Here is a 26,308-nt window from a genome sequence, read left to right as displayed (position 1 = left end):
ACATCATTCATATTCATTTTTCATCAATCTGAGTTAGCATATTGAATACTGAGAGAGTAGCTAAAACAGCCTCTTCAGTCCTTACAGTTTCTGTACGCTGTCCTGGAATGGTGTTAACCCACACATCCGCATCGATCTCTGGTAATCCCTTGTAAGGACCGCCAAACAGGATGGCCACCCTGCGGGCGCCCTCCACCTTTGACTTTACTTCATCCAGAATAGAAGTAATGGGCGAAGCATACCTTGATGTTGCCACCACAACATCGGCATCCACTGTTTTCAGGCTTTTTGAGAGGCCCTGTTCGGTGCTCAGAACCTCATATCCCCAGTATCTATCCTCTGGTTCATCTGGCTCTATCAGTATTTCCTTACCCAGCCGGATAACCCTGAAACTCATTACCCTATTTACAGTGAGTTTTTCCCTGCACAGTGCAAGTTTATCTGCGCCAATATCCACAAGAGTTCCTTTTTTTACCCTTTTAACTGTTAATCCCTGTCTGTATTCTCCAGCCACGGGTTTTCCAGTTGGGTGATGAGGAGTTCTCAGAGGTGGGAGTATACCCACATGTTTCAACTCCTTCATTATCGGGAAAACCTTCCTGCGAAGGTACTGGGGGGTATCCATATAGTTCAGGATATCCCTGATAAATCCTGCCTCTCCGTCTGCATCATCGTGATAGATCACTATGCGGTTAACCCCGAATATCGCTGCAGCCCTTCCAATAAGACCCACCTTGTAGGTCTTTATTTTGAGATCCCCTGTCTCTGCCGTCAGCGAATCCGGGATAAATATGGACAAATCTACTCTATTCATTTATTAATCTTTGTCCTAATCTTTTATAAATATTTCCACAATGCAGACTGGGCAAGTAAAACCACAGACCACATCGTATATCCCGTTATACAATGTGAGCGGATCCACCGCAGATTGCAATAGGTACTAAAAATTGTACAGTAACCATATTTAAAGTTTCCGCTGGAGGTCCCACACGTGGCGCTAAAATAATCCCATGCTTAAACTTCAGAGGCAGATCCTCAACCAGCAGCCACATGAAACAACAGATCACCCAAAAACAACCCTCACCACCACAACATCCACACCCTCAACCAGCAAACCACCCAAAACAACAGATCACCCAAAAACAACCCTCACCACCACAACATCCACATTGGAGACCTCCATTCTGTGGAAACTGTAGGTGCGGCGTATCGGGAATTCAACAGGGAGTCTGTGGGTCACCCTCCCCCCCAGACCCTCATAGTAGCGCCTCACAAAGTCCTCAGAGCCTGCCATGTGGAATGAGTACACAACCCTCCCCATGGCTGATGCTGCCTCCATGAAAACCCTGTCGGCACCCCTATCAGCCCTTTCCTGTGAACCAAAGGGTGGATTCTGGATTACAGTATCAACCCTCCCTGTGACCCTAACCAGATCCCCCTGATCACGGATATCTGCCTTGATGAACTGGATGTTTCCCAGGCCCAGATCCTCTGACGCACCCTCTGCAACTTCAAGTGCAGCCGCATCCACATCCACACAGTAAACCCTCTCTGCGCCAAGAAGTGCCGCCCCAATACCCAGGATACCCGTACCGCATCCAAGGTCCGCAACGGTTTTTCCCTCAATATCCCCCATGGTCCTGGCTGCCCAGAGGACCTCCGCTGCCACATGTGCCGGGGTGAGGTACTGTTCAAGGCCCGGGTCAGGGTGGGGGTGGGGAGGGATGCGCTCAAGAAGCATCTCAAGGTGTCTCTTTCTCCTCATGGTACCATAACTGAAGGTGGTAGACTTAAAAAGAGTTACCCCAATATAATATATATGTGTTATAAATTTCAGGGTGCAGTCAGATGTTCAGCAAAATCCTCGTTGCAAACCGTGGTGAAATAGCAATAAGAGTTATGCGCGCATGCAGGGAGCTCGGGATAAAAAGCGTGGCTGTTTACTCCGAAGCCGATAAGAATGCGCTCTTTACAAGGTACGCCGATGAGGCATACGAAATAGGTAAACCATCCCCATCCCAGAGCTACCTGAGAATAGACAGGATAATCGATGTGGCCGAGGAAAGCGGTGCCGAGGCCATCCATCCAGGTTACGGTTTCCTGGCAGAGAACCCTGGCCTCGGGGAGGAGTGTGAGAAACACGGAATCAAACTTATAGGTCCCAAAAGTTCCGTCATCGAGGCCATGGGGGATAAGATAACATCAAAGAAGCTCATGAAGAAGGCGGGGGTCCCTGTGATCCCTGGAACCGATAAGGGTGTGAGTGACCCTGACGAGGCCGCTGAGATAGCCGATTCAATCGGCTACCCGGTCATCATAAAGGCGTCAGCAGGTGGGGGTGGAATAGGCATGAGGACCGTCTACGAGGAGGACGAACTCATAAGGGCCATGGAGTCCACCCAGTCTGTGGCGGCATCAGCATTCGGGGATCCAACAGTATATATAGAGAAGTACCTTGAAAAGCCCCGTCACATTGAATTCCAGGTGATGGCAGATGAACATGGAAACGTTATCCACCTTGCAGACAGGGAGTGTTCAATACAGAGGCGGCACCAGAAACTGGTGGAGGAGGCACCATCACCCATCATGACCCCTGAACTGAGGGAAAGAATGGGTTCAGCAGCAGTTAAGGCCGCCGAATATATAGGTTATGAGAACGCAGGTACGGTTGAGTTCCTGTATTCAAACGGGGACTTCTACTTCCTTGAGATGAACACCAGGATACAGGTTGAGCACCCAATAACCGAGGTGATCACCGGTGTGGACCTTGTTAAGGAACAGATAAGGGTCGCCTCAGGGGAGGAACTCTCCTGCAGACAGGAGGACATAACAATAAGGGGCCATGCAATTGAGTGCAGGATAAATGCAGAGGACCCCCTATCAGATTTCGCCCCGAACCCCGGTAAGATCACAGGTTACAGGTCCCCCGGCGGAATAGGGGTCAGGGTTGACAGTGGGGTTTACATGAACTATGAGATACCACCATTCTACGACTCCATGATATCCAAACTCATAGTATGGGGAATGGACCGTGAGGAGGCAATAAACCGGATGCGGCGTGCCCTCAGTGAGTACATCATACTGGGCGTCAGAACCACAATCCCCTTCCACAAGGCAATAATGAAAAATGAGGCATTCCAGAGGGGGGAACTTCACACACACTTCGTGGATGAATACAGGCGGGGTATAGACGCTGAGATGCAGAAGATTGTCAAAGAGGACCAGGAGATGGTCGAACGCCTCCACTCAACATTTCTACCACCAAAGAAGGTTGCAGCAATATCTGCAGCCATAGGGGCATACATGCACTCAAGAAGGGGGTGATGGTATGGAGGATTACTATGATCCATGCGAAGTTGAGGTAAAAACCAGGTACATAGGGCATGAAGTGAAATGCTTCGATGAGGTGGACTCCACAAACAATGTGGCCAAGAGGATGGCAGAGGATGGCGCCCCGGAGGGTACAGTTGTAATTGCAAGGACCCAGTCCCGTGGAAGGGGTAGGCGGGGTAAACCCTGGATATCACCTCAGGGCGGGATATGGATGTCCATCATACTCAGGCCAGAGGTTCACCCATCAACGGCCCCCCTCCTAACACTGGTAACCGGTGTTGCAGTTGCCCGGACACTGAAGGAGGAATGTGGCCTGGACGTGGGAATAAAGTGGCCCAATGACATACTCATCGGTGATAAAAAGGTATGTGGAATACTCACAGAGGCCCATGCAAGGTTCAACACCCTCGAATATGTTGTTGTCGGTGTGGGAATCGACACCAACGTGGATATCAGCCACTTCCCGGAGGACCTCAGGGAAGGGGCAACCTCCATTAAGAATGAACTCCAGAGGGACATAAAATCCAGTGAACTGATATCAAGGTTCCTTAAAAACTTTGAGGACGTCTATGACTCCTTCAAGGAGGGTAAAATGGATGAAATTCTAAGAGAATGGAGGAGGATGTCAAAGACAATTGGCAGACGTGTTGAAATAAGGAAGCAGCTTGGTGAAGTCGTCCGTGGTGAGGCCATCGGCATCAACAGTGAGGGTGCCCTCATACTGGAACTGGACGATGGAACACTCCGCAAAGTAATATCCGGTGAATGCATACACCTCTGATAGTGGTGGCCCTCTAGCTACCACCTTTAACCTGATTTTTTTGAATACCCATCAGAGGGCCTCTATTCTGGCTGGACCCCCACGTTCACCATTCACCCTGAATTTCCTTCTGGTTATCTTTTCTGCAAGCATTATATTGGTCTCTGCGTGAAGTGTGAGTTCACAAGTTGAAACTCTTGAATTTCCTGCGATGGCCATGTAGGGGATGATCTGATCGCCCATGTACCTGTCAAGGGCTCTGCCAGATTCTATGAAACCCAGAAGTTCCTCTGCGGCCTCTGCCCCAACCAGTTCTGCCCTCTTCCCTGGTTTCCCCAGTGAAGTGGCACCGAGCCTTGTGTTGCCCTCGGCCCAGAGTGTGATGCCCGAGCCCCTTCCCAGTGAACCGGAGGCGTCCTCAACACGTATATTAACATCAAGCCCTGTTCTCTCAAGGATCCTTCTGGCTGATTCCGCCTGCCTCTCAGCAACACGGATCGGAAGGTTCCTGGAGTGGGAAACACCCCTTATACAGTGAATTTCTGCACCTTCAAGTACCAGGGGTCTGAGGGTGGATGGCTCAATGGTTGCATTGACCACACCCCCACCCTCGGGATAGTAGCCCCTCTCAATTAATTCAAGTTTTGCGGTGTAACCCATCATACCAAGGATGGGGAGCGTCACCTCCCTGAGGTAGTCTGCTGTGGGTGCCCAGAGGACATCGGTGCCGCCCCTCACGGTTACATCCAGTTCCCCTCTGGAGGCTGTGGAAGCTATCATTATGGCCTGGAGGACAAGTCCCGTGCTTCCAGCGGTTTTTATGTCAAATTCAAATTTCCCGCCACTAACACGTCCCGGTGAAAATTCAAGTTCCATTGACCCGAGTTCATCCCCACTGAGTCTGCCATTGCTTATCTCTGCAATTGCCCTCACAGCAGTGAGGTGCTGGTGTGACAGTCCCTTCCTTGGCCTGCGGGCCCTGATATTGCATATCCGTATCCTGCGTGATTTCAGGACTGCAAGGGCTGTGGAAACCCTTACAACGGCTCCCCCGCCCTCACCCTCTGATCCATCAATAACTATCAGCCTGACACCTCCCTGATAAACTCAGAATCGTTCAGATGTACCCATTTTCAGTTTTTGTGCTAATGTAGGAATTTGATTTGAATAAAAAAAATTATTCTGGCATTGAGAACCCATTCAGCGCATGAAGGCCCACAAACCTCATGACCCGAAGATAAGTTTCTCCATCATTTTCCTGTCGCTGATGATGCCAGAAAGTTTATCCACTGCGTCCTCAATTGCCTCCCTCAGAAGTTCAGGCACAAGCCTCTCTGCATCCCTTGATGCCAGGTCAAACCTCAGTGTCTTTGATGCCCCTGGCATCCCCACAGCGGGTATGGTTATTATTCCATGGTCAGAGAGAAGCAGCATTGAAAGGGCCACGGCGATTTCATCACCGGTGCATGTGGAATCATAGAGTTCCTCCAGTGAATCAGGTTTTATCATGATACCCGTGGGTGTCTCCTCCACATTGAGGTCCCTCAGAGCCTCAAGAAGGTACCCCTTCCTCTCAAGGGCGTTGAGAATTTCAGATGGGTCAAAGCTCTCCAGTGCCCTCACCATTGCAGCGATAAGTGGTGGCTGGGCCTCAAGTCCGAACCGGTAGGCCCTTGATTTAACCCGCTCCACAAGGTCGGATCTTCCTGCGAGAAGACCCCCCCTTGGCCCGTGCATCAGTTTATCGGTGCTTGTAACTGCAAGGTCTGCTCCCAGGTCACATGCCCTCTTCTGGTTAAATAGAACCGTCCTCAGCCTGGCGCCTGATGCATCATCCACAAGTACCGGGACCCCAGCAGAGTGGGCCCTTTCAATTATCTGCTGGAGCTCCGATTCATCAACCACCCTGTGGTCCATTGTCGAACCTGTCACAACCACGAGAGATGTGTTTTCGGGTATATCCTCGGTGAAGTCATCTGTCTCATGGTACCTTGCTGCTGCCAGTTGGGTGCTTGACGGGATGGATGGATGGGATGGGAGCTCCGGGAGGTAGTGCACAACCAGTGAACCTGGCTCTGCAAGTTCCAGTATGGATGCAAGTATTGCGCTGCTTGTCCTGTTAAAGGCGGCCACCATCTCACCACCCATGTGCTTTCTGCCAGCTGTCTGGAGTCTCTCCTCAAAGACCGCAGGTCCCACGTACGTCTCAAGAAGACCAATATCCTCCATCTCAAGGGGAAAGCCCCCTGAAAGACCTGTGAGATCATATATTCCCTCACGGCCCCCGCTGGCAATACGCTCCCCTATTATCTGGAGGGCGTGTTCCCTGCGCTTAACCTCATTCAGGTGATCATGAAACATCAAATCACCCATTCAATCAGTTTCCCCGGCAACATTCCCTTTCCTTGGCCTGCCATTCTCCGGTTTCAGGATTATGGCATGGTCCGCAGAATTCTGAAGTGCAGCACTGAAACCTGGCTCGGCGCCTATCACAATTGTATCCTTACCATTTTCCTTTGCCTTGTTTATTATGGGTAGAAAATCAGCGTCGCGTGTCATGAGGGCTATTATATCAATATTAGGGTTGTATATCAGTTCCATGGCCTCAACAGCCATGTAGACATCGGTATCTCCAGCCACGACAATTGGTGTAAAGCCCTGGTTCACAATGGCCTCTATCAGTTTATCAGAGGCGTACTGGTTCAGAAGAACCTTTCCAACACGCATATTCCCGTATTCAGACATTATCTTCCTTACAAGGTCCAGGTTCAGACTGAATTCCTTTCTGAGCATGTTCGGCCCATCCACAAGAAGGCCAATGTTCTTTTCACCGCCCTCCTTTTTCTTGATGGGAATGTATTCCTTAAGGGAAGTCAGTTTTTCAAAACTTCGCATGGTATTGAATCCTCCACTAAAAAAATTTAATCATAATAATTATTGAAGTTATTATAAATAAAGTTAAAGTTTCTTAAGTCTGGTGTAGCCCCCCAAAAAATCCCAGGATCATTCGATCTCAAGGGATAGCTCATCCTCAAAGAGCTCCCTTACAACCTCAAGGGATTTATCGTCGAGCTGTGTGATGGCCCCCTCGCCGCCCTCATTGTAGTAGTACTCTGCGTTCACTATTCTGCCCTCATCATTGAGGTAAAGGAAAAGCCCGTCATAGTACCTTTCAGGGTTGCTTGAGGGGAGAAATATTTCAATCCTCACAAGGATTTCGGAACCACATATGTTGTTATAAAAGTTCTCACGTTCATCATCATTCTTCAAAAGCTTTTTAAATTGATTTATTCTCTTTTTAAGCTCCTTTTCAATCTTTTTATCGGACATCATATCACTCGCACAGTTATAAAGGTTGATTTCACCCTTAATCCAATTTCTCATATATAATTTTTGATAGCAGAAAGATAAGGTTAATAAATCTGATTTTCTTAAAAAACGTCAGGATATCAGTTCAAGGGGGTTATCCCGGCACATCATCGTTATATCTAAGTGGGAAAATCCATGCTCCCTCATGAGGTATATGAACTGCTTCATGCCTGCAATGGGGGATGGATTGTGGCCCTGCCCAAAGTCAGTAGCCATTATGCACCTTTCAGAACCAACATACCTCACAGATTCGACTATGCGTTCAAAGTCAAGTCCATCATGGCGGGGCATGCAGGCCACAAGGCAGTGCTCAAGGTAAGCCCGCCTTGACATCTCCCTCTGCTCCTCCAGGGTGGCACCCACAACACCCGTCAGTGGATGGTTAATGATAATTTTACCGACACCATAATCTGCAGCAAGGTCAAGCACATGGAATATCTCAGGGGGCTTCAGGTGCCCGGTTCCCAGGACCATGTCATGTTCAGCAACAGCAGAAATAACACCATCAAGGTCACCCTCAGCCCTCCCGGCCGAGACCGTGGGTAACCAGACGAACCTTCCGCCCATCATGGCTGCGGCATGGACCGCGTCCGGGTTGAGGCCCCCCACCGGAGTGTTCAGTGTAACGCCCCCAATGACCCGCATACCCGTAACCTCAGAGGCCAGCGCCGCCCTCCCTGAGGTGGGTTCAGTGTGGCTCTTTATCACAACAGCCTCCATACCCTCCCTGAGTGCGGCGGAAGCAAGTTCAATGTCATTCATGAATCTATCCCTCACATCGGGGGCTGTGTGGATATGGGTGTCCACAAGTCCATCGAGTTTAATGTGCTCCGAGAGGCTGAAGTCAAACATCCCGCTCACACACTCAATCGAGTATCCTCTGGACCTCAAGGTCGTATTCATCATCTGAGGTTTCATAGAGGCTTCTACCATCCGAGTCCATGGCAACTATGAGGGGCCCGAAGTCCTCGACCTCCAGTTCCCATACCGCCTCAGGCACACCGAGGTCCAGCCAGTGCACTGCTGCTATACCCTTAACTGCCGAGCCATAGAGTGCCGCACAGCCCCCCACGGCTGCAAGGTAAACAGCGCCTTTTTTTCTGAGGGCATTCCGGGTTCTATCATCCATTCCCCCCTTACCTATAACCGCCCTCACACCCATCTCTATAACCTCTGGCTGGAAGGGGTTCATTCTCCCGCTTGTGGTGGGCCCCACAACCACAAGCCGTGCGGGTGGTTCAGTTATCGACTCAGCGCTGGTATCAGGTTCCTCTTCAAACCTTATTATGGGTCCTGCATGGAATATAACAGAGCCCTCAATATCAAAGGGGGCTCCCCTCTCAATTATCCTTTTATGGGCCCTGTCACGGGCCGTGAATATTTTTCCTGTGATGTAAACGATGTCACCAGCTTTAAGTTCGGTTACCTCATCTGAAAGTGGTGTTTTAAGTTTTATCTCCATAAAAACATCTCCCGTGCCTGTATAAAGCGATCAGTGGGATGCACTGCAGAACGACGTGGATCATTCATCAGTTAAAGTTAAACTCCAGAGCATGCCAAGAGTGATGCTGCTGAATAAATTTAATATGGATCAAATTTTTAAATATCTTTCTCCAGTAGATCCCAGAACTTGTTGAGGTAGAATATGTCAAGCACAAAGAATGTGACTGATCTCTCAAAGTACATCATGACCCTCCCGAAAACCGAAATATCACTCCTCTCAATGATATTTATAAGCTTCGTTGTGGGTGCTGTGGGGTTTATAATCGATATGGTCCCTGGGATAAGCGTACTCCATGACATACTTTATGGGGGAACCAATGGAGTGCTTGTCCTTGGATTTTCATCAATAATGGCCGGTGCCATCACCCAGCCATGGGTCAACTCGCTGGGTGGTAGAAGGATGAAGATGAAGCAGTCCATGTTCCTGGCATTCTTCTCCATGATGATCTTCTCCCTCATCTACCTTGGGGGGTGCCTGGCATCATCCCTACTGCAGAGCGACCTCATACTCAACTCCATAATACTCGCCTCTGCTGTTATATTCGCCTTCCGCCTGCTGGTGATCTGGGGAACCTCAAACATAAGCTTCACAAATTCAACCCTGATATCCTCTGTGCAACCAGTTCTAATAGTGAGCATGAACATCGTTGTGGCATTCCTGAGCCTCGCCACAAACATTGGCTACTTCAGTGTGATAGGATTTTTACTGAAGATACTTGTTGCCTCAGCAATGCTCATACTTGCCATCTACTCATTTGTCATGGTGGTTGAGTCACCAATGAGAAAGAACCTTGGAGTCGGCTCACTGGAGTTCCTGAGCCTCTTTCTCTCACATATAACCGAGGATTCGCCTGAACTTGAAAGCATCTTCAGTGAGATCGGTGAACCCGTGGACACCCTTGCGGGCGTGGTGGCATTCCAGAGGGGCTCCGATATAAAGGCCCTATTCATAAGCCCCTCTGTACACCCGGGTCCAATAGGGACCATAGGCGGTGCCAACATGCCCACCATACTCTCTGAGAGATTTGACACATTCACAATGGTGGCCCATGGCCCTTCAACCCATGACTTCAACCCGGTATCCGTGCGGGAACTGGAAAAGGTTGAGAGTGCCGTCAGGGAGGCACTTGATGGTATGGAGTACCATGAGGGCGCCAGTAAATTCAGGAGATACACCAGAAACAGCGCCACCATCGGAGTCCAGTTCCTTGGCGATGGCATGCTGATCCTTGCAACAATGGCCCCCAGTGGATTTGATGACATAGAATTTGGTGTGGGGCTTTCAATGATGAACCTTGCAGGGGGCCGCTGCGGATCAAAAAATGTGGTTGTTGTGGACTGTCACAACTCATTCCAGGGCGAAACAGGCCGGATACTTGCAGGTAACCCTGAAATGTTCGACCTACTTGATGCTGTGGACTCCATTGAGTGCCCTCCACGCCACCATAAGCTGAGGGTTGGCTGTGCCCAGAGGAAAATGGATGGACTCTCAAAGGAGGATGGTATTGGACAGAGCGGAGTTATGGTCATGGTGGTTGAGGCCGGAGAACAGAGGACTGCCTACGTGCTCCTTGACGCCAATAACATGGTCATGGGCTTCAGGGACGAGATACTGGAGGAACTTCTGAAGCTGGACATAGATGAAGCCGAGGTTATGACAACCGACACCCACTTTGTGAACACCCTTTCAGGAGGCCACAACCCCATCGGAAAACACAGAAGGGATGAGATCATAGAAGAGATCAAAAAGGCGGTTTCAGAGGCGGTTGATGACCTTGAGGAGGTAAGGGCAGGGTGCCGGGTCGTTAGAATAAGGGGTCTGAATACCCTCGGCCCCACCAATTCAACGGAACTCGTATCAACCATAAGTTCAATCGTTGCTGTGAGCCGTTTGATAGCACCCCTCATATTCGTACTTGCACTTATATTCGTCTTTGCCTGGATATTCTACTGGGCCTGAAAAAAGAGGAATCCATAGAGTTATGTTGTTGAAAGGAATCTATGGGGTTATTGTGGTTGAAGTTATGAGTATTGCCCATACAACGAACCAGATGAAGAGAAATGGCACTATACCGCTCCAGAGCCACCCCTTGAATCCCCCAACCTCTTCCTTACCGAATAACCTTTCTGCAATATTTCCAACAATCAACAGAATCACAAGGCCCACGAAGGTGCCGAGCGCCTGATTTTTTCCAAGAACTGCTATTGAACCATTTGAAAGGTAAAATGACACCACAGCAGCCACTATACCTGCTGGAACGTGAAGAGCAGTCATTTTAGCATCAATATCCATATTAAAACCTCCAGAGAGTTTTTATTATCTTGATGGTCTTAAAACTTTTCCATCGAACCATGGAAAGACATCGAACCATGGAAAGATATTATTATACCATCATTAAATACTTAAAGCCGTCGGACTTCTGTTTCTTGCGAGGTGTTGAATATGAAGACAATGTCAAACGTTGATGTTTTTGCAGTTACCAGGGAACTCAATGATATTCTAAGTGGTGCCAGGGTGGATAAGGCCTATCAACCCCTCAGGGACACTGTGATAATCAGATTCCATGTGCCGGGCGAGGGGAGGATGGATGTGGTTATGCAGGCAGGTGTCAGGATACACAGAACAGATTATCCCCCTGAAAATCCAAAGATTCCCCCATCATTCCCCATGCTCCTCCGAAAGCACCTCAGGGGTGGAATCGTGAGGGAGGTCCGGCAGCACAGCTTTGACAGGATAGTGGAGATAGAAATCGAGAAGGAGCAGAAATACACCCTCGTGGTGGAACTGTTCTCAAAGGGGAACATAATACTCCTGAACCAGGAAGGGGAGATAATACTGCCCCTTAAACGGAAAACCTGGAGTGACCGTCGAATAGCGTCCCGTGAAAGGTATGAGTACCCCCCCTCAAGGGGTATCCACCCCCTCAGATATGAGATAGGTGAACTTGAGGAGATGCTGAAAAACTCAGACACCGACCTCATAAGGACCCTTGCAAGAAACGGGTTTGGGGGCCTCTATGCAGAGGAGATCATCCTGAGGTCCGGTCTCGACAAGAAAAGAGCAGCCAGCACCCTGAGCAGAGATGAGATAGAAAAAATCGAGTCTGCAATAAATGAACTCTTCAAGCCGCTCAGGGACCTCAAATTCAACCCCCACATCATAAAGAACGGTGAGGGTGACGTGCTCCCCATTGAACTCATGGTGTACCGTGATAGGGAGAGGGAGTACTTTGAAACCTTCAACGAGGCTGCAGACGAGTTCTTCAGTTCAATATTCAGGGAGGAACTCAGGAAGGTCCATGAGGCTGAGTGGGAGAAAGAGGTTGAGAAATTCAGAAAGCGACTCAGGATACAGAGGGAGACCCTCCAGAAATTCCAGGACACAATAGATACCTCAACAAGAAAGGGCGACCTCCTATATGCACACTACGCAGCCGTTGAGGATGTGCTTAGAACAATAAGGGATGCCCGTGAAAAATACTCCTGGAAGGAAATACGGAAGATAATAGCTGATGCCCGCAGTAAGGGAATGGTGGAGGCCCAGATGATCCAGGAGATCGATGGGATGGGAAACATGACACTTCTTATTGACGGTGAAAGGATAAGGATTGACCCGACGCTGGGGGTTCCAGAGAACGCAGAGGTCTACTATGAAAAGGCCAAGAAAGCCAAAAGGAAAATAAAGGGTGTGCTCCAGGCAATCGAGAAAACAGAGAGAGAAATTGAGAAGGTTGAGAAGAGAAGGGACGACGCACTCAGAAACATCATGGTCCCGCAGAAAAGGGTTAAGAGGAAACTCCGCTGGTTTGAAAAATTCCGCTGGTTCATCTCATCAGACGACTTCCTTGTAATTGGTGGAAGGGACGCCGGCACCAACGAGATGGTGGTGAAGAGGCATATGGAGCCAAGGGACATATACCTCCACTCAGATATCCATGGTGCTCCATCGGTGGTTATAAAAAGTGAGGGTCGGGAGGTCCCCGAAACAACCATTCAGGAAGCCGCGGTTTTTGCAGCGTCATTTTCAAGTGCCTGGACCCGGGGGTTCACATCCCTGGATGTCTACTGGGTCCATCCAGAACAGGTTTCAAAGACTCCCAGGTCCGGGGAATTCGTAGCAAGGGGGGCCTTCATCATAAGGGGCACCAGGAATTACATAAGGGGTGTTCCCCTCAAGGTGGCTGTTGGTGTGGTGGACCACGATGGGGAGAGGGTGATGTGCGGCCCCCCATCAGCGGTGAAAAAAAGAACAGATAATTTTGTCGTGGTAAAACCCGGTTACACCAAAAAAGAGGCCCTTGCAAAGGCCATAAAATCAAAAATCGATCCTGAGAATCTATTCCAGCTTGAGGACTTTGTAAGGGTCCTTCCACCTGGAAAGGGTGACATTGTTACGGGAGATTAGGTTATTTAACCCTCCTCTTAAGGTTCTTCTTGAGCAGGAAGTTCAGATCAATGAAGTATTTGCCCTCCTCATCAGAGACGATTATTGAGTCATCCTCAAGCAGGGAGGTTAGGTTAACCTCATATATACCGTTCTTCCTGACCATTATGGTCTCAATGGGGTCCCCCACCGGTTCAGGGGCCCTCCTGTCGGCCACATACCTGAAGTACCTGCTTCCACATTTTGGACATCCATTCTTTAGTTCCTCTGAAGACCTGAACTTCTCCCCGCACTTAATGCACTGATGCACCTGAATCACCGATCTCTGCAATCATTGAGAGGAAGTTTGACTTCCTCTTGACTGTTCGCATTACATTGGCAGGTCCTATTATGGTGAGTCCAACTGTCCTTCTTTTTGAGAGTCCCAGAAATGCCTTCTCATCCTTTTCAAGTGTGTATATGTCTATTCCCACAAAGTTTTCAATGTCGATCTCCCTCATGGTGGTCTCTATGAGTTCAGCCTCCTCTGAGGGTGAAAGACTTCCCTCCAGAACCAGTATGTCCCCATCCTTCACACGGTCTATGATCATTGAGATCTTTTCCATGCTGCTTTTATCCTCAAGAGCCTCTGATGAAAGAAAATCCATTTTCAAGCCATCCATTTTTAACCCCTCACCTGAATTTTTTAACCATCTGCATGTAAAGGTCCTCTGTGTTTTCACCGTGCAGTGCTGAGATAGGGACAACCGTATGCTGGGGGAAAACCGATATTATCCTCTCCGGAGATGACTCTGGAAGGTCTATCTTGTTTGCAACTATGAGGAAGGGTATTTTCCTCGCCTCAAGGTTCCCTATTATTGTTATATTCGCCTGTGTCAGAGGGTCCTGTGATGAATCCATGACAAGGAGTACCCCAGTAACATCATCGAGCCATTTTATTGCCTCTATTATCCCCTTGGTGGCCTCCTTGGCCCGTTCCTTGGCCTCCTGCTCTGACAACCCAAATTCAAGGAAGTTCTTGTAGTCAACCTTTGTTGCTATTCCAGGCGTGTCAATGATGTCAAAGTCAAGCTCCGCCCCATCCCTCTCTATGGTGATTCTCTCCTGTTTATACACCGTTCTTGTCTCGTGTGGTATCTCTGAGGTCAGCCCAAGGGGTTTTCCAAGCCAGTCCTCGCACATCCTGTTTGCAAGGGTTGTTTTACCGGAATTTGGGTGACCGTAGAGTCCTATCTTCAGTTTCTTGTTTCTTCCGAGCAGTTTATCAAGGAAATTGGTGAAAAAATTTGCCATCCTTATCACTTCTTTATGATTAATCTTCATAGACTCCCCCAACCTCAAGGACAACGACCTCTGTCTCAGGGGAGGTTCTCCCTACCATTTCAGCAAAGATCTCCGGGTCCTGTTCAATTACTGGAAAGGTGTTGTAGTGCATGGGAAACACCCTTTCTGGTTTTATCCATTCCACGGCGATGGATGCGTCCTCTGGCCCCATCGTGTAGCGGTCCCCTATGGGTAGAAGTGCAATTTCGGGCCGGTAAATTGCACCTATAACATCCCTCATATCCGCGAACAGTCCTGTGTCACCTGCATGGTACACCTTCCCCTCAGGGGTTTCAATGATGTAACCGCAGGCGCTTCCACCTGATGTGACCTCCTCTGTGAAGTCTATATCTGAGGAGTGCTTGGCATCCACCATCCTTATGGTGATTCCGTCAACAGAAACAGTTCCGCCGATGTTCATACCGTTACTTTCAAGCCCCTGCCTTCCAAAGAAAACCGAGAGCTCGTGGTTAGCTATTAAAATGGCACCTGACCTGTCGGCTATTTCCATTGCATCGCCCAGGTGATCTGCGTGACCATGGGTTACACAGATGACGTCAGGGTCAAATTCCTCCACCGCAGTGCTGCAGACAGGGTTGTTGCTTATGAACGGGTCTATGAGTATTTTTGTGTCATCCGATGTTATCTCAAATGCCGAGTGTCCAAACCACTGAATTTTCACTAAACTCCCTCCAGGTTGATTTCATCTGAAAGATTCCATGCCTCCTCAAAGAGTTTTTTAATTTCAGATATGGATTTCTTGTCCTTGTAGATAACACCAACCTCGAAACTCTCATATATCGGGTCAGTTGATATTATAAGTCCGTTCTTATCATCTGCAACCGCTGCAACGGTATGTATATGGGGCATGGTCCTTATCTCAACGTTATTGTCCATTAAAACCTTTATAAGTTCCACTGAGGCCTCATCATCAAGACTTGCCTCCTGTATTATCAGGCGGCTCTCTGTATCCATGAATTTCTTGAGCACCGAGACATCTATGTTCCTTATCCAGGGGTACATGAGGACAACACTTTCTTCAGCAGCCGTTATGGTCTCCCTCATTGCATCCTGCACATCTGATGCATCAAATGACCATATTATGCTCGGCTCCCTTGTTTCAGCCCTTATCCTGTTTATGGCCCCCTTGAATGAATCCAGCCTGTCCTCCAGGAGGTCCTCAACATCATCAACATTCTCGATGTACTCCTGCTTGAGCTTCTTGAGCCTTTCTGTCACGTAGCTGTTATCTGTCTTTGAGGGTGTTCTTCTGACTGGGGCGGGTTTTACTGGTTTCTGTGCTTTCTTTTTAGGTGGTAAACCCCTGCCCTTTTTAGATTCATCCTCCTTACCCTTTCTCAGTTTTGGAAGGCTGAACAGCCTTTTACGGGGAGTTTCAGTGCTTTTAGATTTAGAAACGCCTTCTGAAGTCATGTCAGGAGATTTCTTTTTGGGAGCAGGTCTTATTGCCTTTTCAGGAGTGATTTTCCTGATAGGGGCTATCCTTGACGGCTCTGAAGCGATGGGCTCTGATGCCGATGACTCCCCAGTAGAGGATTTTATATCCTCTGATTCCTTCGTGGGTGTTTCGGATGTGACCGGTCTGGCTCCAGTTGATATCTCAGGGATACTCTTTTCTGAACCCTCAGATTCCTTTTCTGGTTTTTCTTTAAGTGCCGAAGGAACTCTCCTCTTTGGAGCCCCCTCAGGAGCCCTCAAAGTTGAACGCCCAACACCAACAACCTTCTTCTCAGGAGCCCCCTCAACAGCCTCAGGGGCCTTAAAGGCTGGCTGTCTTTTAACAGGAGCCCTTTTAGCAGGTTTAACCTTCTTTTTAGGGGTTTTTTTCTCTGATGCAGCTTTAATAGATTCAAGATCTATTCTTCCTGCAAATAGAAGGGTGATTATAAGACCAGGTACAAAGAGAATGAGGCCCAGAAAGAACATCAAAATATCCGGCGGTGTTGCAAAGCCAAGTGACATGAAGTAAAGGCCAGCAAATATCATTAGGATTCCAGCAAATGTAACCAGTAAATATATCATTGAATGCCTCCCGCTCCCAGGAATTACTAGAGTTTAAATTAATATTCTATTATCTGCATTCATTTATAAAAGGTTTTTAGGGTGAAAATTTATAATGTGGTTTTTATAGATCCCATATAAATAAAAATTGGGGTGGATTTCAGTGATAATAGTTTTTGATGAATGCGGTCAGGGAGCCGCTGAGTATATACTTCTCTTTGGTGGTGTGATTGTTATTGCGATAGCAACTCTTATTATCTATACAGAGTACATAAAAACAACAAATCCTCTTAATGTGACCACGGACCTCAACAATGTCAGGGAAAGCGTAAAAAGCAGATGATCACATGTTCCCTGCCCTGATCTCGAAGTATGTTATAAGGTGCCTGAGCTGTTCAGGGGCATCATCCTCGTCACTCAGGGCATAGGCAAGTTTCTGTGTCAGGATACGCTTCTGGTCAGGGTCCAGGGACAGTATTTCATTTACTATCATTCCAAATATGGCTTCTGCGTCAACTCCAATCTCAGCCGTTTTAGCCCTGAAGATTTTTCTGAGTTTGTTGAGTGCTGATTCTGATTCATGCAGGTTTTCAGATTCAAGTTTTCTTATTAAGAGGTTCATCTCAAGGGGATCCCTCTGCACAAGACCAAATATTATGCCGTCAGGTTTAAGGGACTGCACCCTATCAATGCCATTGTATATGCTAAGGTCATAGCCTGTGACAGTTATTCTGCTTGCCTTGAGCAGCTTGAAGATGGCCTCATTTATTGTCTTATCGGTGACACTGAACTCGATTCTGGATCTTATCCTATCCACAATCTCTGCCCTGCTCAGATCACCCTCCTGGAGGATTTCAAGTATTACCCTGTCAATGTTGTACTTCCGAGGCATCACATCACCTTTGTGATACTATGAACAAAACCATTTAAATATATTTATATCGATGTGAAATGAATGGTTAAACCGGAAAGGTTATCCGCTAAATTTATAAGTGGTTAACAACATAAGATGAAACAAGCCAGAACTGGTGAATTAATGGAGGTGTGAAATTATGAAATTCCTGAAAGATGAAGCCGGACAGGGTGCAGCTGAATACATACTGCTCTTTGGTGGTGTAATCGTAATAGCAATCGTCGCACTACTGATCTACAGAGCATACTTCAGCAAATCAAACCTAAACGCCGCAGAGGACATAAGCGAAGTTAGGCAGAACGCCAGAAGCGGTGCATCAATTTAAGAGCCGATTGAATTGTTGATCGAGGAAGAGGCGCAGATAAGCGCTGAAATGATACTGATCGTAGGAGCACTTCTGGTAATCGTGATAGCCGTAGGCTCCTACATTTTCAACATCTCAGGCTCAATAGCGGGAAATATCAGCGAAGTAATCAACACCGCCCGTGACTCCACGATCAACAAACTTTGAAAATTTTTTTAGATATTTAGTCCTTGAGTGACTCTGCTTTTTTCCTTTAAATTATGGATATTTATCAAATTAAATTATCTAAGTTCCCATAAACTAACATGTCCATTGGCATAGATTCTTTTAAAGTGTTCTGTACCTTCATTCAAGACAGAAATTTTTATAAAAAGGGAATTTTTAGATTTTTTGTCCACCACCAAAGCTCTATTTTTTTCCATGAAAACTATGAAAACTAGATTACTCTCATTATAAACCCTAAATTCATCTTTATGGTTTTTATATACCAATATAACCTCATAAGGTCTCTTTCCATTCCAAGAAGCGAACCTTTTTTTTAAGTCCAAAGACATGTTATTTGAATAATGTTTTAATGTATCATTTGTTGATGTTATCTCGCCTTCTGAATAAACAAATTTCTGAGGTTGAGATTTAGCAAAATTCCAATATCCATAATAAAAATTCCAGTAGCCACTTTTTATCTCATGGTCACCTGTAAGAATAACAATTCTTTTCTTTGGATAGGGATGGGTGAAATTTAGTAATTGATTCGAAAAGTTAGGATTCATACCATATTTTTCCATTAGAATTGATTTTGCATCTTTTTTATCCATAGAGAGTATCTCATTCAATATAGTGGCTGTCAAAGAAATGTTCCCTGTCCTTTTATATAACATTTCTATAGGAATATCCCCACTACAGGATAACATTATTAATATGTTTTTTGAAAGCGTTTCATTATCTGTAGAAAGTGCTCTGCTAATCCAGTAATTCCTTTGAGGAGTTAAGCAGCCCCCATCCATTAAAACTGGGATGCCCTCTGAAGTGAAATAATGACCATAACTCCAGTCCATTACTAAAACAGGTGGGGATGAAAATGTTTTATTTATAAAAGCTGCTGCATCTACAAAATCATCGTTTACTGCTGGTCGCAGTTTAAATACCTGGGTTTGAGCTACTGAAATTACAAACAAGGATGAAATAATTAAAAATAATATAAAAATTCTAATAAAGTTATTTTTCAATTTAAAAACAGTTCCAATTATTTTGTTGATAGAAATCGATGAAAAGGCTACAAGGGGTATGAATGAAATTATGCCGAATCTTATACTCATAGAATAAGAAATCAGACCCACAAAAAGCCATACTGACATCAGTAGGTAGAAAAACAAATCTGATTTATCCTTCAGCTTTGCTGATAATAAATTTAAGACCACTACAATTACACCCAAAATACCGAAACCTATATTCAAACCGCCTAAAAACCAAACAAACTCAATGAAAGATGGTTTCGAAAGTTCTGAGACTGATAAATTAGCGTTTGGCCAGTTATTATTAAAATTCGATTTTAAAAAAAGCGAAGTGTTGGGAAAATTTAAATAAATACCCGCGCCGAATAATTTCAACATCCCTATAAATAAAATAGAAAACAAAATAAAAACCGCGAAAAATTGAATGAAAGGCGTTGAGCTCTTGTCGCTACCTTTAAGAACTATGACATAGATTAAAGACGTTAGAACTATGATTATAAAAATAAATGCCCAGCCATTCCATGTTAGCGAGAAGAGGAGTAGAAAAACCGCTGCAAGAATGCATTTAATATACTTTTTAAACAGATTTTCAGTTCTAATGCCTCCATGAAAAAATAATACTATTATAAGAGGAATTAAAACATTTAACATGTCCGTATCAAAGAAACCAGCTACTGTCCTTGAGAAGTAGATGGGTGTTGTGACCACCAAAATACCAGCAATAAATGCTGAAATGTCATCAACATGATTTCTCATTAATAAAAATAGCATTATACCCGTAAATGGTGCTATAATTGCCGGCAACCAAAAACATGCCTCATAGAGGGTTATATTCACAAATAAAGCAAGAAAATTGTAAAAGAAAACAGCCAACCATGCGATGAATGGGGGATAATTTGCAGGTCTTCCTTCTGGATAATATGAATAAATATTCCACCTGAATTTTCCATTGTACTTATCTCCCAGGTGACCATTTTTGAAATAATTTAGGGTGACACGATAATTGTAGTAACAATCCGCATCATACATATATGGAAGACCCTGAAAATCCGTCAGATAATCCTTTTCACTTGCATTAAAGTGATGAAGATTAACGGTGTCAGCCCTTAGAATGAATCCAGTGAAAAATATTATGCTTATAAATAAGAATACCTTAAGAGACTCTTGCATAACACATCCACCATTACTTTAAAATTGTCAATCTATTTTAATTGCCATATGATTACATTGCCATTATTATATAACTTCCTGAAGTATTTGGAATTCTCCTCAAGGAGTACCAGTCTCACGAATAGGGAATCATCAAATCTTCTATCTATAATTATGACCTCCCCCTCATCTGGGAGGAATATAACAGAAAAATTGCTGGATTCATCCACATCAACCCTTTTCACAGAGTTCCCGTCTTTTATTATGAAACGGTAGGGTCTCTTACCCCTCCATGAGCCCTCATCAACAGATTTCATCATTTCAGACCTCCCTGTATCCACAACCTCGTAGAGGGGTCTGGGGGTAAACGAGGTGAAGTTCCATGAGCCATAGTAAAGGTACCAGTAACCTACGTACCTCATACCCTCTGCTGTTAGAATAACATAGTTCCTTCTCTCTGGATGGGTATATACAAGGAGTTTCTCTGCAAACCCCCTTTCAAGGCCGTACTTTCTGATGAGGATTTCCTCCGCAGATCTTCTGTTAACACCAAGGACATCGTTGAGTATCTGAACCGTTAGTGAAGTGTTTCCTGTCCTGTTTTCAAGAAGTGATACTGCTGAGTCACCCGACGATGTGAGCATCGTTAATATCCCAGTAGATAAACTCTCATTGTCTGTCTCAAATGCCCTGAAAATCCAGTAGGCCCTTGGCGTGTTCTGTGATCCCCCATCAAAAAGAACCGGTCTTTCTGCGGCGGCTGTGATGTAGTGGCCATAGCTCCATTCAGTCACAACAACTGTGCCCTCCCGTGTCCCATCCTTCAGGAAAGCCGCAGCATCCGAGAAATCATCATTTATAAATGGAACCCTCCTGACTTCAGCAGCCTCGATGGTGGCCACTGAGATTATGAGGGCCAGTAGGAGAACCACAGGAATATCCGCCCTGAAGTTCCACCTACCACTGAGGACCCTCATATATGAGAAGACAACGCCAAGGAATATGCTTGATATGAATGTGAGGGGGGTTATTGCGAGAATACCGAAGCGAACACTGATATAGTATGCTGTAAGCCCTGACAGCATCCATACCAGTGAAAGGGTGAGGATGAATGGGTTGAATGATGGGAGATGTTTCCTCCTCATATCTCCCCTTATGAAGATGCTGATAATCACAAGAGCCCCGAAAACACCGAAACCCAGGTTGAGGGGTCCTGCAGCAGAGAGAAACACCTCAACTGAGGGGTGGCCAAGTTCTGAGACCGACTCATAGATATCTGGCCATGGTCCTGTCGATGATGTTGAGTCAAGGATGGCGATTGGGTTGATCCCTGAAAGCTGCTGGGGGCCATTGAATAATCCTATTAGAAAAATTGCCAGTAAAACTGGAAGGAAGAGCCTCTTGATGCACAAAAAATCAAGCGCCCCCATCCTCCATGATATGATCGAATAAATAAAGGCCGATGCAAGGGTAACATAGAGCATGAACGGCCATCCTGTCCATGAAAGGGAAAAAAGCAGCATAGAAACCGCAAAGAGTAGCCCAGAAGCGAGGCAGCCATATTTATCCCTGGATTCCACCACACTCGTGTAGAAAAGCACAATTAAAGCTGGCATAAGACAGTTGAACATGTCTGTATCAAAAAACCCGGGGATGGTTCTTGCAAAGTAGAGTGGTGCTGTGACCATCAGTATGCCCCCGGCGAACCCTGCAGCGTCACCAGCATATTTTCTGATGAGGAAGAACATCACAGTACCTGCAAAGGGTGCCACAACAGCCGGCAGCCAGAAGCAGAGCTCGTAGAGGCTCATATCTGTGAAGGGGTCAAGAAGCCTGTAGAGCATTATCGAAACCCATGATATCACTGGTGGATAGACAGCGGGTCTTCCAGGGGGGTAATAGGAATAGGAGTCCCATGGAATCCCTGCTTTCAGTGTATCCCCAGGATGGCCGTTTTTCAGGTAGTTCTCTGTGATGCGGTAGTTGTAGTAGGAGTCCAGTTCGTACATGTAGGGGAGGCCCTGATCATCTGTAAGATATAGCCCCTCAGTACCATTGATGTCTACAAGATGAACAGTCTCAGCTCTCAGAATGAAACCCGTGAAGAATATGAGTACCATCAGAAGGAAGATCTTCACATTTTCATTGACTTCCAGGAAAAACACCACCTATTCAAGACCATATAGTGATGGGTTCATGCGGGGTATCATGGCCATGAGGACGCACTGCTCGGTATTTCCAACACGGTCAAGCAGCCCATGGGAAAGGAAACTCACAGCACCCCTCTTCCTGCCCAGTTCATCCACGCCTGTGAGTTCATCCATGACGTCCCCAACCTCCCTGCCTGAGAGGACCTCCTCAACCACCAGGGGAGGGTATTCAAAGCCTGCGCTCACCCCCAGTGTTACATGATCACCATCATAGATGGCGCACCACTGGAGGTCAACAAATCCCGTGATTGACCCCGGCACCCTGTGTAGACCTGACTCGATGCCAACACTCAGATCACAGTTGCTGAAAGCCCCCCTTGCACGGTTGATGGCCCCCTCCACAGTCTCCTCAAGACCTACTGGCTGATCAGATACTCCTGAGTCAACCTCAACACCCCTGACCTCAAGTTCATCGAATATCTTCCCAAGGACATTCTCTGTGGCCTTAACCTTAACTGGATTTGTTGATCCCACATTAACCCTCATGTAAACACCCCGGGATTCACTGATTTCTCTTCCTCTTTATTGCATGGCGTATCCTCTCAAGGAGATGGCCCATCCTGTCTATCTCTCCCCTCCTTATCCGGGTGGATGAGATGGGTATGCCATCATCTGCGGGCACCATGTCAATGGTTATGATATCAAGTTCCCTGAATCCCTTTCTTTTTCTTATTTCATTTATTTCATGGGCAACCGGCTCGGTCTCCCTGCTCACCACTATGGCATCGAATCTTTCATCGGTAACTGTGGTGCCATAGGGGTCCTCCAGCCTCATTATATGGTACTCAGTATCCTTATCTGAAAGATACTCCTCAAGGTTCTTCATTCTGACACTGCAGGGTTCTATATCGTTTCCCTTTGCAGATGCAAATTCATCTGATGTTACACCAATCATAACGGTATTCCCAATACGAAACGCCTCATCAAGGAGCCTTCTGTGGCCCTTATGAAATCTGTCAAAGGTTCCTCCAACAGCAACAAGTGAGTACTTCTTCACCTTCATCCTATCATCTTCAGAAGCCAATACCCTAATTATGTTGGAGTTAAATTTATATTATGCGGCAGCCTGCCATTATGGCCACTTTAAGTGCAATGACTTTATAAAGTATAGATCATGCAGCTTCGGGAATACAATGTCATCATCAAGAACCCCCGGATGGTTGATGTCAGGGTCGCATCCTGTTACCCCGGGCCCTACAGGACCGCCATGTCCTCACTCGGTTACCATATAATCTATCATCTTATAAATTCAAGGGATGATGCATGGTGTGAGCGGGTGATACACCCCTACAAACGAAGCCTTGAATCTGGAAGTCCACTGAGGGACTTTGATGTAATCAGCTTCACTGTGCACTACGAGGAGGACTATTTCAGGATCCTCCAGATGCTGAGGGATGGCAGTATTTCACCGAGGAGGGATGAACGCGATGGTCCCCTTGTAATCGCAGGGGGGCCCTGCATAACATCCAACCCCCTTCCACTCTCAGATTTCATTGACCTCTTCATAATAGGTGAGGCTGAACCTGTGCTCAACAGGTTAATGGATCGGTACCTTGAGCTGGATGATCCTCGCCGTGAGATTGATGAATTCATGGACATAAAGGGTGTTTACATTCCCGACAACCCTGCAGAGAGGGTCATTGTTGAGGATATGGACAGGGCATGCCACCCGGTAAGACAGATAGTTCCCGTTACAGAGGATAAAAGGATGGTTCCCTCCCTGGGGAGGTCATTCCTTCTGGGTGTTTCAAGGGGCTGTTCACGGGGCTGCCGTTTCTGCATGTCCGGCTACCTATACCGCCCCAAACGTGAGACATCACTCCCCAGGCTCCTTGATGTTGCAGAGAGGGGCCGTCATGCCACAGGTTACAGTAAGGTCTCACTTATAGGTGCCGCTGCCTCTGACTATTCACGTATAGATGAACTCTCCTCCAGACTCGTGGATATGGATTTCATGGTTTCAATGCCATCACTCAGAATAGAATCACTGTCAGCCCACCTCATGGACACGTTACTTGAAGGGGGACTTAAAACAGTTACAGTGGCACCAGAATCAACCCTTAAATTGCGAAGAAAACTTAACAAGCCCATAAGCGATAGTATGGTATTTAAAAAAACAGAAGAGGCTATAAAAAAGGGTTTTCGTGTTAAAATGTACTTCCTTACAGGAGTCCCCGGGGAGTCAGAGGAAGACTTAAAGGACCTGACGCGCCTCATACGTGGACTTCATGAAATAAGAAGGGGAATGGTTACTTTCAGCATCAACCCACTCATTCCCAAGCCGCACACCCCCCTCCAGTGGATGGAATATGACATGAGGAGAATGAAGAGGAAGATCAAACTCCTCAGGAAACTCACCGGGGGGGTTCCTGTTAAATTTGGAAGTCCCCTCAGTGGACTCATACAGTATGTGCTCTCCACAGGCGGTCCTGAAACCGGAAAACTCATTGAAAGGGCCTCATTCTCAAAGGTACCCCTCAGGGAATGGGAGCTCCACTGCAGCAGAAGAAACCCGGGCGATGTTCTCCCCTGGGATAATATCAACCTCGGGCTGAGGAAGGACTTCCTCATGAAAGAATACATTAGGATGGAGGAGGAGAAAGTAACACCATGGTGTGAGGAGTCAGGATGCCATGGATGCATGGATCACTGTTCATGGCAGGAGGAAGGGCGATTAAGATGACAGAATTTGCTTCAAGAATAAGGGACATAAGGCTCTCAGAGATAAGGAAAATGTTTGAAGTGGCAGTTGAGGACACAATAAACCTCGGGATAGGTGAACCTGATTTCAATGTACCTGAACATGTGCGGGAAGCCCTCAAGGAAGCTGTGGACGAGGGAATGACACACTACACCTCAAACATGGGCATGTATGAACTCAGGGAGGCCATCTCAGAGAAACTCAGAACAGAGAATAGAGTGCATGTTGAACCTGAATCAATAATAATAACCGTTGGTGCCAGTGAAGCTATATTCATGTGCACACAGGCCCTTCTTGATAGGGGGGACCAGGCACTGATACCTGACCCTGGTTTCCTATCATACGATGCCTGTGTGAAGCTGGCAGAGGCCATAAGTGTCCCTGTGCCCCTGAGTATGGAGGACGGATTCTCCATGACCCCTGAAAGGGTTGAATCACTGATCACAGACGATACAAGGGTCATAATAATGAATTCACCATCCAATCCAACAGGTAGCGTCATGGGTAAGGATGACATTAAGGGGGTCGCTGAAATAGCAGAGGACAGGGATCTAATCATAATCTCCGATGAAATCTATGAAAAGATCATCTATGATGGAAAACATTACAGCCCCGCCTGTTTCACAGATAATGCCCTTGTGATAAATGGTTTCTCAAAGACCTATGCCATGACAGGACTCAGGATAGGTTACGTTGCTGGCCGTGAGGATATAATTGAGGAGCTTCTCAAGGTTCACCAGTACAATACCGCCTGCGCACCATCTGTGTCGCAGGTTGCTGCCCTTGCAGCCCTCAGGGGCCCCCAGAACTGTGTGAAGGAGATGGTGGATGAGTTCAAAAGAAGGCGCGACCTCATGTTCAGGTCCCTCACTGAGATGGGGCTCGAGTGTATTCTTCCAGGCGGTGCATTCTACATGTTCCCACAGGTGGGTGACTCCAGGGGTTTTACAGAAAGGGCTCTGGATGCCGGTGTTGCAGTTGTCCCTGGATCTGCATTTGGAGAGGCTGGTTCAGATTATGTTAGAATGTCCTATGCCACATCCTATGAGCTTATCCAGGAGGCCATGGAACGTCTTAAACCCGTGTGTGGTGTTTAAGGTGGATG

29 protein-coding genes (1 of these 29 running past the window's edge) are annotated in these 26,308 nt (G+C 46.8%); 10 read left to right on the top strand and 19 right to left on the bottom strand.

Annotated features, from left to right (window positions below; genetic code table 11):
• Positions 1-13 precede the first annotated feature (13 nt).
• On the bottom strand, positions 14-814 hold the full coding sequence (locus MTBMA_RS02415) for a putative RNA uridine N3 methyltransferase (RefSeq protein ID WP_013295312.1): 801 nt from the start codon (positions 812-814) through the stop codon (positions 14-16).
• Positions 815-1,132: 318 nt separating this feature from the next.
• Positions 1,133-1,765: an METTL5 family protein gene (locus MTBMA_RS02410; RefSeq protein WP_013295311.1), complete on the bottom strand. Its 633-nt coding sequence runs from the start codon at positions 1,763-1,765 to the stop codon at positions 1,133-1,135.
• An 83-nt stretch (positions 1,766-1,848) separates the two neighbouring features.
• On the opposite strand from MTBMA_RS02410, the gene MTBMA_RS02405 reads away from it, so the two are divergent.
• Positions 1,849-3,324: an acetyl-CoA carboxylase biotin carboxylase subunit gene (locus tag MTBMA_RS02405; RefSeq protein ID WP_013295310.1), complete on the top strand. Its 1,476-nt coding sequence runs from the start codon at positions 1,849-1,851 to the stop codon at positions 3,322-3,324.
• A 4-nt stretch (positions 3,325-3,328) separates the two neighbouring features.
• Positions 3,329-4,114, top strand: a complete 786-nt coding sequence (locus MTBMA_RS02400; RefSeq protein WP_013295309.1) for a biotin--[acetyl-CoA-carboxylase] ligase — start codon at positions 3,329-3,331, stop codon at positions 4,112-4,114.
• Between the two features lie 51 nt (positions 4,115-4,165).
• Here MTBMA_RS02400 and rtcA read toward each other — a convergent pair whose 3' ends face one another.
• The 6 genes from rtcA to MTBMA_RS02370 form a co-directional block, all read right to left on the bottom strand.
• Positions 4,166-5,170: an RNA 3'-terminal phosphate cyclase gene (gene rtcA / locus MTBMA_RS02395; RefSeq protein ID WP_238523412.1), complete on the bottom strand. Its 1,005-nt coding sequence runs from the start codon at positions 5,168-5,170 to the stop codon at positions 4,166-4,168.
• A 147-nt stretch (positions 5,171-5,317) separates the two neighbouring features.
• A complete protein-coding gene (locus MTBMA_RS02390; protein WP_013295307.1) occupies positions 5,318-6,454 on the bottom strand; it encodes a TIGR03576 family pyridoxal phosphate-dependent enzyme in 1,137 nt (378 codons plus the stop codon).
• 12 nt (positions 6,455-6,466) lie between these two features.
• Entirely contained in the window at positions 6,467-6,988 is a 522-nt protein-coding gene (locus MTBMA_RS02385) for a TIGR00288 family NYN domain-containing protein (RefSeq protein ID WP_013295306.1), read from the bottom strand.
• A gap of 108 nt (positions 6,989-7,096) precedes the next feature.
• On the bottom strand, positions 7,097-7,363 hold the full coding sequence (locus tag MTBMA_RS02380) for a hypothetical protein (RefSeq protein WP_238523396.1): 267 nt from the start codon (positions 7,361-7,363) through the stop codon (positions 7,097-7,099).
• Between the two features lie 171 nt (positions 7,364-7,534).
• Complete coding sequence (locus MTBMA_RS02375) at positions 7,535-8,353, bottom strand: DUF6282 family protein (RefSeq protein ID WP_231855305.1); 819 nt, start codon at positions 8,351-8,353, stop codon at positions 7,535-7,537.
• The gene (locus MTBMA_RS02370; protein WP_013295303.1) at positions 8,328-8,924 is read right to left on the bottom strand and encodes a FumA C-terminus/TtdB family hydratase beta subunit; all 597 of its coding nucleotides are present in this window, start codon (positions 8,922-8,924) and stop codon (positions 8,328-8,330) included. Before MTBMA_RS02370 ends, MTBMA_RS02375 begins: the two co-directional genes overlap by 26 nt.
• Before the next feature lie 183 nt (positions 8,925-9,107).
• On the opposite strand from MTBMA_RS02370, the gene MTBMA_RS02365 reads away from it, so the two are divergent.
• Positions 9,108-10,925 (top strand): DUF2070 family protein, encoded by a 1,818-nt coding sequence (locus tag MTBMA_RS02365; RefSeq protein WP_013295302.1) that lies wholly within the window; start codon positions 9,108-9,110, stop codon positions 10,923-10,925.
• Between the two features lie 39 nt (positions 10,926-10,964).
• On the opposite strand, the gene MTBMA_RS02360 is transcribed toward MTBMA_RS02365, so the two are convergent.
• Positions 10,965-11,258 carry an EMC6-like membrane protein gene (locus MTBMA_RS02360; RefSeq protein WP_013295301.1) on the bottom strand — a complete coding sequence of 98 codons (294 nt, stop codon included), beginning with the start codon at positions 11,256-11,258 and terminating at the stop codon, positions 10,965-10,967.
• Positions 11,259-11,408: 150 nt separating this feature from the next.
• Between MTBMA_RS02360 and rqcH the strand changes: the two genes are divergently transcribed.
• Positions 11,409-13,370: a ribosome rescue protein RqcH gene (gene rqcH / locus MTBMA_RS02355; protein ID WP_013295300.1), complete on the top strand. Its 1,962-nt coding sequence runs from the start codon at positions 11,409-11,411 to the stop codon at positions 13,368-13,370.
• A 1-nt stretch (position 13,371) separates the two neighbouring features.
• Here the strand turns inward: rqcH and MTBMA_RS02350 are convergent, their stop codons facing one another.
• Genes MTBMA_RS02350 through MTBMA_RS02330 form a run of 5 tightly spaced genes read right to left on the bottom strand, consistent with a single transcriptional unit; the run spans position 13,372 to position 16,715 of the window.
• The gene (locus MTBMA_RS02350) at positions 13,372-13,659 is read right to left on the bottom strand and encodes a Zn-ribbon domain-containing protein (RefSeq protein WP_013295299.1); all 288 of its coding nucleotides are present in this window, start codon (positions 13,657-13,659) and stop codon (positions 13,372-13,374) included.
• The gene (locus tag MTBMA_RS02345; RefSeq protein WP_013295298.1) at positions 13,643-14,011 is read right to left on the bottom strand and encodes a DUF2073 domain-containing protein; all 369 of its coding nucleotides are present in this window, start codon (positions 14,009-14,011) and stop codon (positions 13,643-13,645) included. The genes MTBMA_RS02350 and MTBMA_RS02345 overlap by 17 nt, the downstream gene beginning before the upstream one ends.
• A gap of 10 nt (positions 14,012-14,021) precedes the next feature.
• Positions 14,022-14,642: an Era-like GTP-binding protein gene (locus MTBMA_RS02340; protein WP_048176708.1), complete on the bottom strand. Its 621-nt coding sequence runs from the start codon at positions 14,640-14,642 to the stop codon at positions 14,022-14,024.
• 19 nt (positions 14,643-14,661) lie between these two features.
• Positions 14,662-15,354, bottom strand: coding sequence for a metal-dependent hydrolase (locus tag MTBMA_RS02335; protein ID WP_013295296.1), 693 nt, complete (start codon positions 15,352-15,354; stop codon positions 14,662-14,664).
• Entirely contained in the window at positions 15,354-16,715 is a 1,362-nt protein-coding gene (locus MTBMA_RS02330; RefSeq protein WP_013295295.1) for a hypothetical protein, read from the bottom strand. Before MTBMA_RS02330 ends, MTBMA_RS02335 begins: the two co-directional genes overlap by 1 nt.
• A gap of 142 nt (positions 16,716-16,857) precedes the next feature.
• Here MTBMA_RS02330 and MTBMA_RS02325 point away from each other — a divergent pair, with 142 nt between their 5' ends.
• Positions 16,858-17,037, top strand: coding sequence for a class III signal peptide-containing protein (locus MTBMA_RS02325; RefSeq protein WP_013295294.1), 180 nt, complete (start codon positions 16,858-16,860; stop codon positions 17,035-17,037).
• Here MTBMA_RS02325 and MTBMA_RS02320 read toward each other — a convergent pair whose 3' ends face one another.
• Positions 17,038-17,586 (bottom strand): hypothetical protein, encoded by a 549-nt coding sequence (locus MTBMA_RS02320; protein WP_013295293.1) that lies wholly within the window; start codon positions 17,584-17,586, stop codon positions 17,038-17,040.
• Positions 17,587-17,746: 160 nt separating this feature from the next.
• Here MTBMA_RS02320 and MTBMA_RS02315 point away from each other — a divergent pair, with 160 nt between their 5' ends.
• Both MTBMA_RS02315 and MTBMA_RS08865 read left to right on the top strand, forming a co-directional pair.
• The gene (locus MTBMA_RS02315; protein ID WP_013295292.1) at positions 17,747-17,932 is read left to right on the top strand and encodes a Flp family type IVb pilin; all 186 of its coding nucleotides are present in this window, start codon (positions 17,747-17,749) and stop codon (positions 17,930-17,932) included.
• Between the two features lie 15 nt (positions 17,933-17,947).
• Positions 17,948-18,118: a class III signal peptide-containing protein gene (locus MTBMA_RS08865; RefSeq protein WP_231855303.1), complete on the top strand. Its 171-nt coding sequence runs from the start codon at positions 17,948-17,950 to the stop codon at positions 18,116-18,118.
• Between the two features lie 74 nt (positions 18,119-18,192).
• On the opposite strand, the gene MTBMA_RS02310 is transcribed toward MTBMA_RS08865, so the two are convergent.
• Genes MTBMA_RS02310 through MTBMA_RS02295 form a run of 4 tightly spaced genes read right to left on the bottom strand, consistent with a single transcriptional unit; the run spans position 18,193 to position 23,505 of the window.
• On the bottom strand, positions 18,193-20,313 hold the full coding sequence (locus MTBMA_RS02310; protein WP_013295290.1) for an oligosaccharyl transferase STT3 subunit related protein: 2,121 nt from the start codon (positions 20,311-20,313) through the stop codon (positions 18,193-18,195).
• A 32-nt stretch (positions 20,314-20,345) separates the two neighbouring features.
• Positions 20,346-22,457 carry an STT3 domain-containing protein gene (locus MTBMA_RS02305; RefSeq protein WP_148215533.1) on the bottom strand — a complete coding sequence of 704 codons (2,112 nt, stop codon included), beginning with the start codon at positions 22,455-22,457 and terminating at the stop codon, positions 20,346-20,348.
• Between the two features lie 3 nt (positions 22,458-22,460).
• The gene (yjjX, locus tag MTBMA_RS02300) at positions 22,461-22,988 is read right to left on the bottom strand and encodes an inosine/xanthosine triphosphatase (protein ID WP_013295288.1); all 528 of its coding nucleotides are present in this window, start codon (positions 22,986-22,988) and stop codon (positions 22,461-22,463) included.
• A gap of 16 nt (positions 22,989-23,004) precedes the next feature.
• Positions 23,005-23,505 carry a phosphopantetheine adenylyltransferase gene (locus MTBMA_RS02295; protein WP_048901175.1) on the bottom strand — a complete coding sequence of 167 codons (501 nt, stop codon included), beginning with the start codon at positions 23,503-23,505 and terminating at the stop codon, positions 23,005-23,007.
• Positions 23,506-23,616: 111 nt separating this feature from the next.
• Here MTBMA_RS02295 and MTBMA_RS02290 point away from each other — a divergent pair, with 111 nt between their 5' ends.
• The 3 genes in view from MTBMA_RS02290 to MTBMA_RS02280 are tightly spaced (at most 1 nt apart) and all read left to right on the top strand, a layout consistent with a single transcriptional unit that may run on beyond the window.
• The gene (locus MTBMA_RS02290; RefSeq protein ID WP_013295286.1) at positions 23,617-25,185 is read left to right on the top strand and encodes a radical SAM protein; all 1,569 of its coding nucleotides are present in this window, start codon (positions 23,617-23,619) and stop codon (positions 25,183-25,185) included.
• Positions 25,182-26,300: a pyridoxal phosphate-dependent aminotransferase gene (locus MTBMA_RS02285; protein WP_013295285.1), complete on the top strand. Its 1,119-nt coding sequence runs from the start codon at positions 25,182-25,184 to the stop codon at positions 26,298-26,300. The genes MTBMA_RS02290 and MTBMA_RS02285 overlap by 4 nt, the downstream gene beginning before the upstream one ends.
• A 1-nt stretch (position 26,301) precedes the next feature.
• Positions 26,302-26,308: the beginning of a cation diffusion facilitator family transporter gene (locus MTBMA_RS02280; RefSeq protein ID WP_013295284.1), read on the top strand. The gene runs 887 nt beyond the window's last position; only the first 7 of its 894 coding nucleotides appear in the window; the start codon lies at positions 26,302-26,304; its stop codon lies off the right edge, out of view.

The sequence above is a fragment of the Methanothermobacter marburgensis str. Marburg genome, from assembly GCF_000145295.1.
Lineage (GTDB): Archaea > Methanobacteriota > Methanobacteria > Methanobacteriales > Methanothermobacteraceae > Methanothermobacter > Methanothermobacter marburgensis.
This window is presented reverse-complemented; position numbering and strand designations above follow the sequence as displayed.

What these genes read in the sequence shown, in the direction of transcription:
- MTBMA_RS02415 (WP_013295312.1), bottom strand. Translation starts at nt 814, where the DNA reads ATGAATAGAGTAGATTTGTCCATATTTATCCCGGATTCGCTGACGGCA.
- MTBMA_RS02410 (WP_013295311.1), bottom strand. Translation starts at nt 1,765, where the DNA reads ATGAGGAGAAAGAGACACCTTGAGATGCTTCTTGAGCGCATCCCTCCC.
- MTBMA_RS02405 (WP_013295310.1), top strand. Translation starts at nt 1,849, where the DNA reads ATGTTCAGCAAAATCCTCGTTGCAAACCGTGGTGAAATAGCAATAAGA.
- MTBMA_RS02400 (WP_013295309.1), top strand. Translation starts at nt 3,329, where the DNA reads ATGGAGGATTACTATGATCCATGCGAAGTTGAGGTAAAAACCAGGTAC.
- MTBMA_RS02390 (WP_013295307.1), bottom strand. Translation starts at nt 6,454, where the DNA reads ATGTTTCATGATCACCTGAATGAGGTTAAGCGCAGGGAACACGCCCTC.
- MTBMA_RS02385 (WP_013295306.1), bottom strand. Translation starts at nt 6,988, where the DNA reads ATGCGAAGTTTTGAAAAACTGACTTCCCTTAAGGAATACATTCCCATC.
- MTBMA_RS02370 (WP_013295303.1), bottom strand. Translation starts at nt 8,924, where the DNA reads ATGGAGATAAAACTTAAAACACCACTTTCAGATGAGGTAACCGAACTT.
- MTBMA_RS02365 (WP_013295302.1), top strand. Translation starts at nt 9,108, where the DNA reads ATGTCAAGCACAAAGAATGTGACTGATCTCTCAAAGTACATCATGACC.
- MTBMA_RS02360 (WP_013295301.1), bottom strand. Translation starts at nt 11,258, where the DNA reads ATGGATATTGATGCTAAAATGACTGCTCTTCACGTTCCAGCAGGTATA.
- rqcH (WP_013295300.1), top strand. Translation starts at nt 11,409, where the DNA reads ATGAAGACAATGTCAAACGTTGATGTTTTTGCAGTTACCAGGGAACTC.
- MTBMA_RS02345 (WP_013295298.1), bottom strand. Translation starts at nt 14,011, where the DNA reads ATGGATGGCTTGAAAATGGATTTTCTTTCATCAGAGGCTCTTGAGGAT.
- MTBMA_RS02340 (WP_048176708.1), bottom strand. Translation starts at nt 14,642, where the DNA reads ATGGCAAATTTTTTCACCAATTTCCTTGATAAACTGCTCGGAAGAAAC.
- MTBMA_RS02330 (WP_013295295.1), bottom strand. Translation starts at nt 16,715, where the DNA reads ATGATATATTTACTGGTTACATTTGCTGGAATCCTAATGATATTTGCT.
- MTBMA_RS02320 (WP_013295293.1), bottom strand. Translation starts at nt 17,586, where the DNA reads ATGCCTCGGAAGTACAACATTGACAGGGTAATACTTGAAATCCTCCAG.
- MTBMA_RS02315 (WP_013295292.1), top strand. Translation starts at nt 17,747, where the DNA reads ATGAAATTCCTGAAAGATGAAGCCGGACAGGGTGCAGCTGAATACATA.
- MTBMA_RS02310 (WP_013295290.1), bottom strand. Translation starts at nt 20,313, where the DNA reads ATGCAAGAGTCTCTTAAGGTATTCTTATTTATAAGCATAATATTTTTC.
- yjjX (WP_013295288.1), bottom strand. Translation starts at nt 22,988, where the DNA reads ATGAGGGTTAATGTGGGATCAACAAATCCAGTTAAGGTTAAGGCCACA.
- MTBMA_RS02295 (WP_048901175.1), bottom strand. Translation starts at nt 23,505, where the DNA reads ATGAAGGTGAAGAAGTACTCACTTGTTGCTGTTGGAGGAACCTTTGAC.
- MTBMA_RS02290 (WP_013295286.1), top strand. Translation starts at nt 23,617, where the DNA reads ATGCAGCTTCGGGAATACAATGTCATCATCAAGAACCCCCGGATGGTT.
- MTBMA_RS02285 (WP_013295285.1), top strand. Translation starts at nt 25,182, where the DNA reads ATGACAGAATTTGCTTCAAGAATAAGGGACATAAGGCTCTCAGAGATA.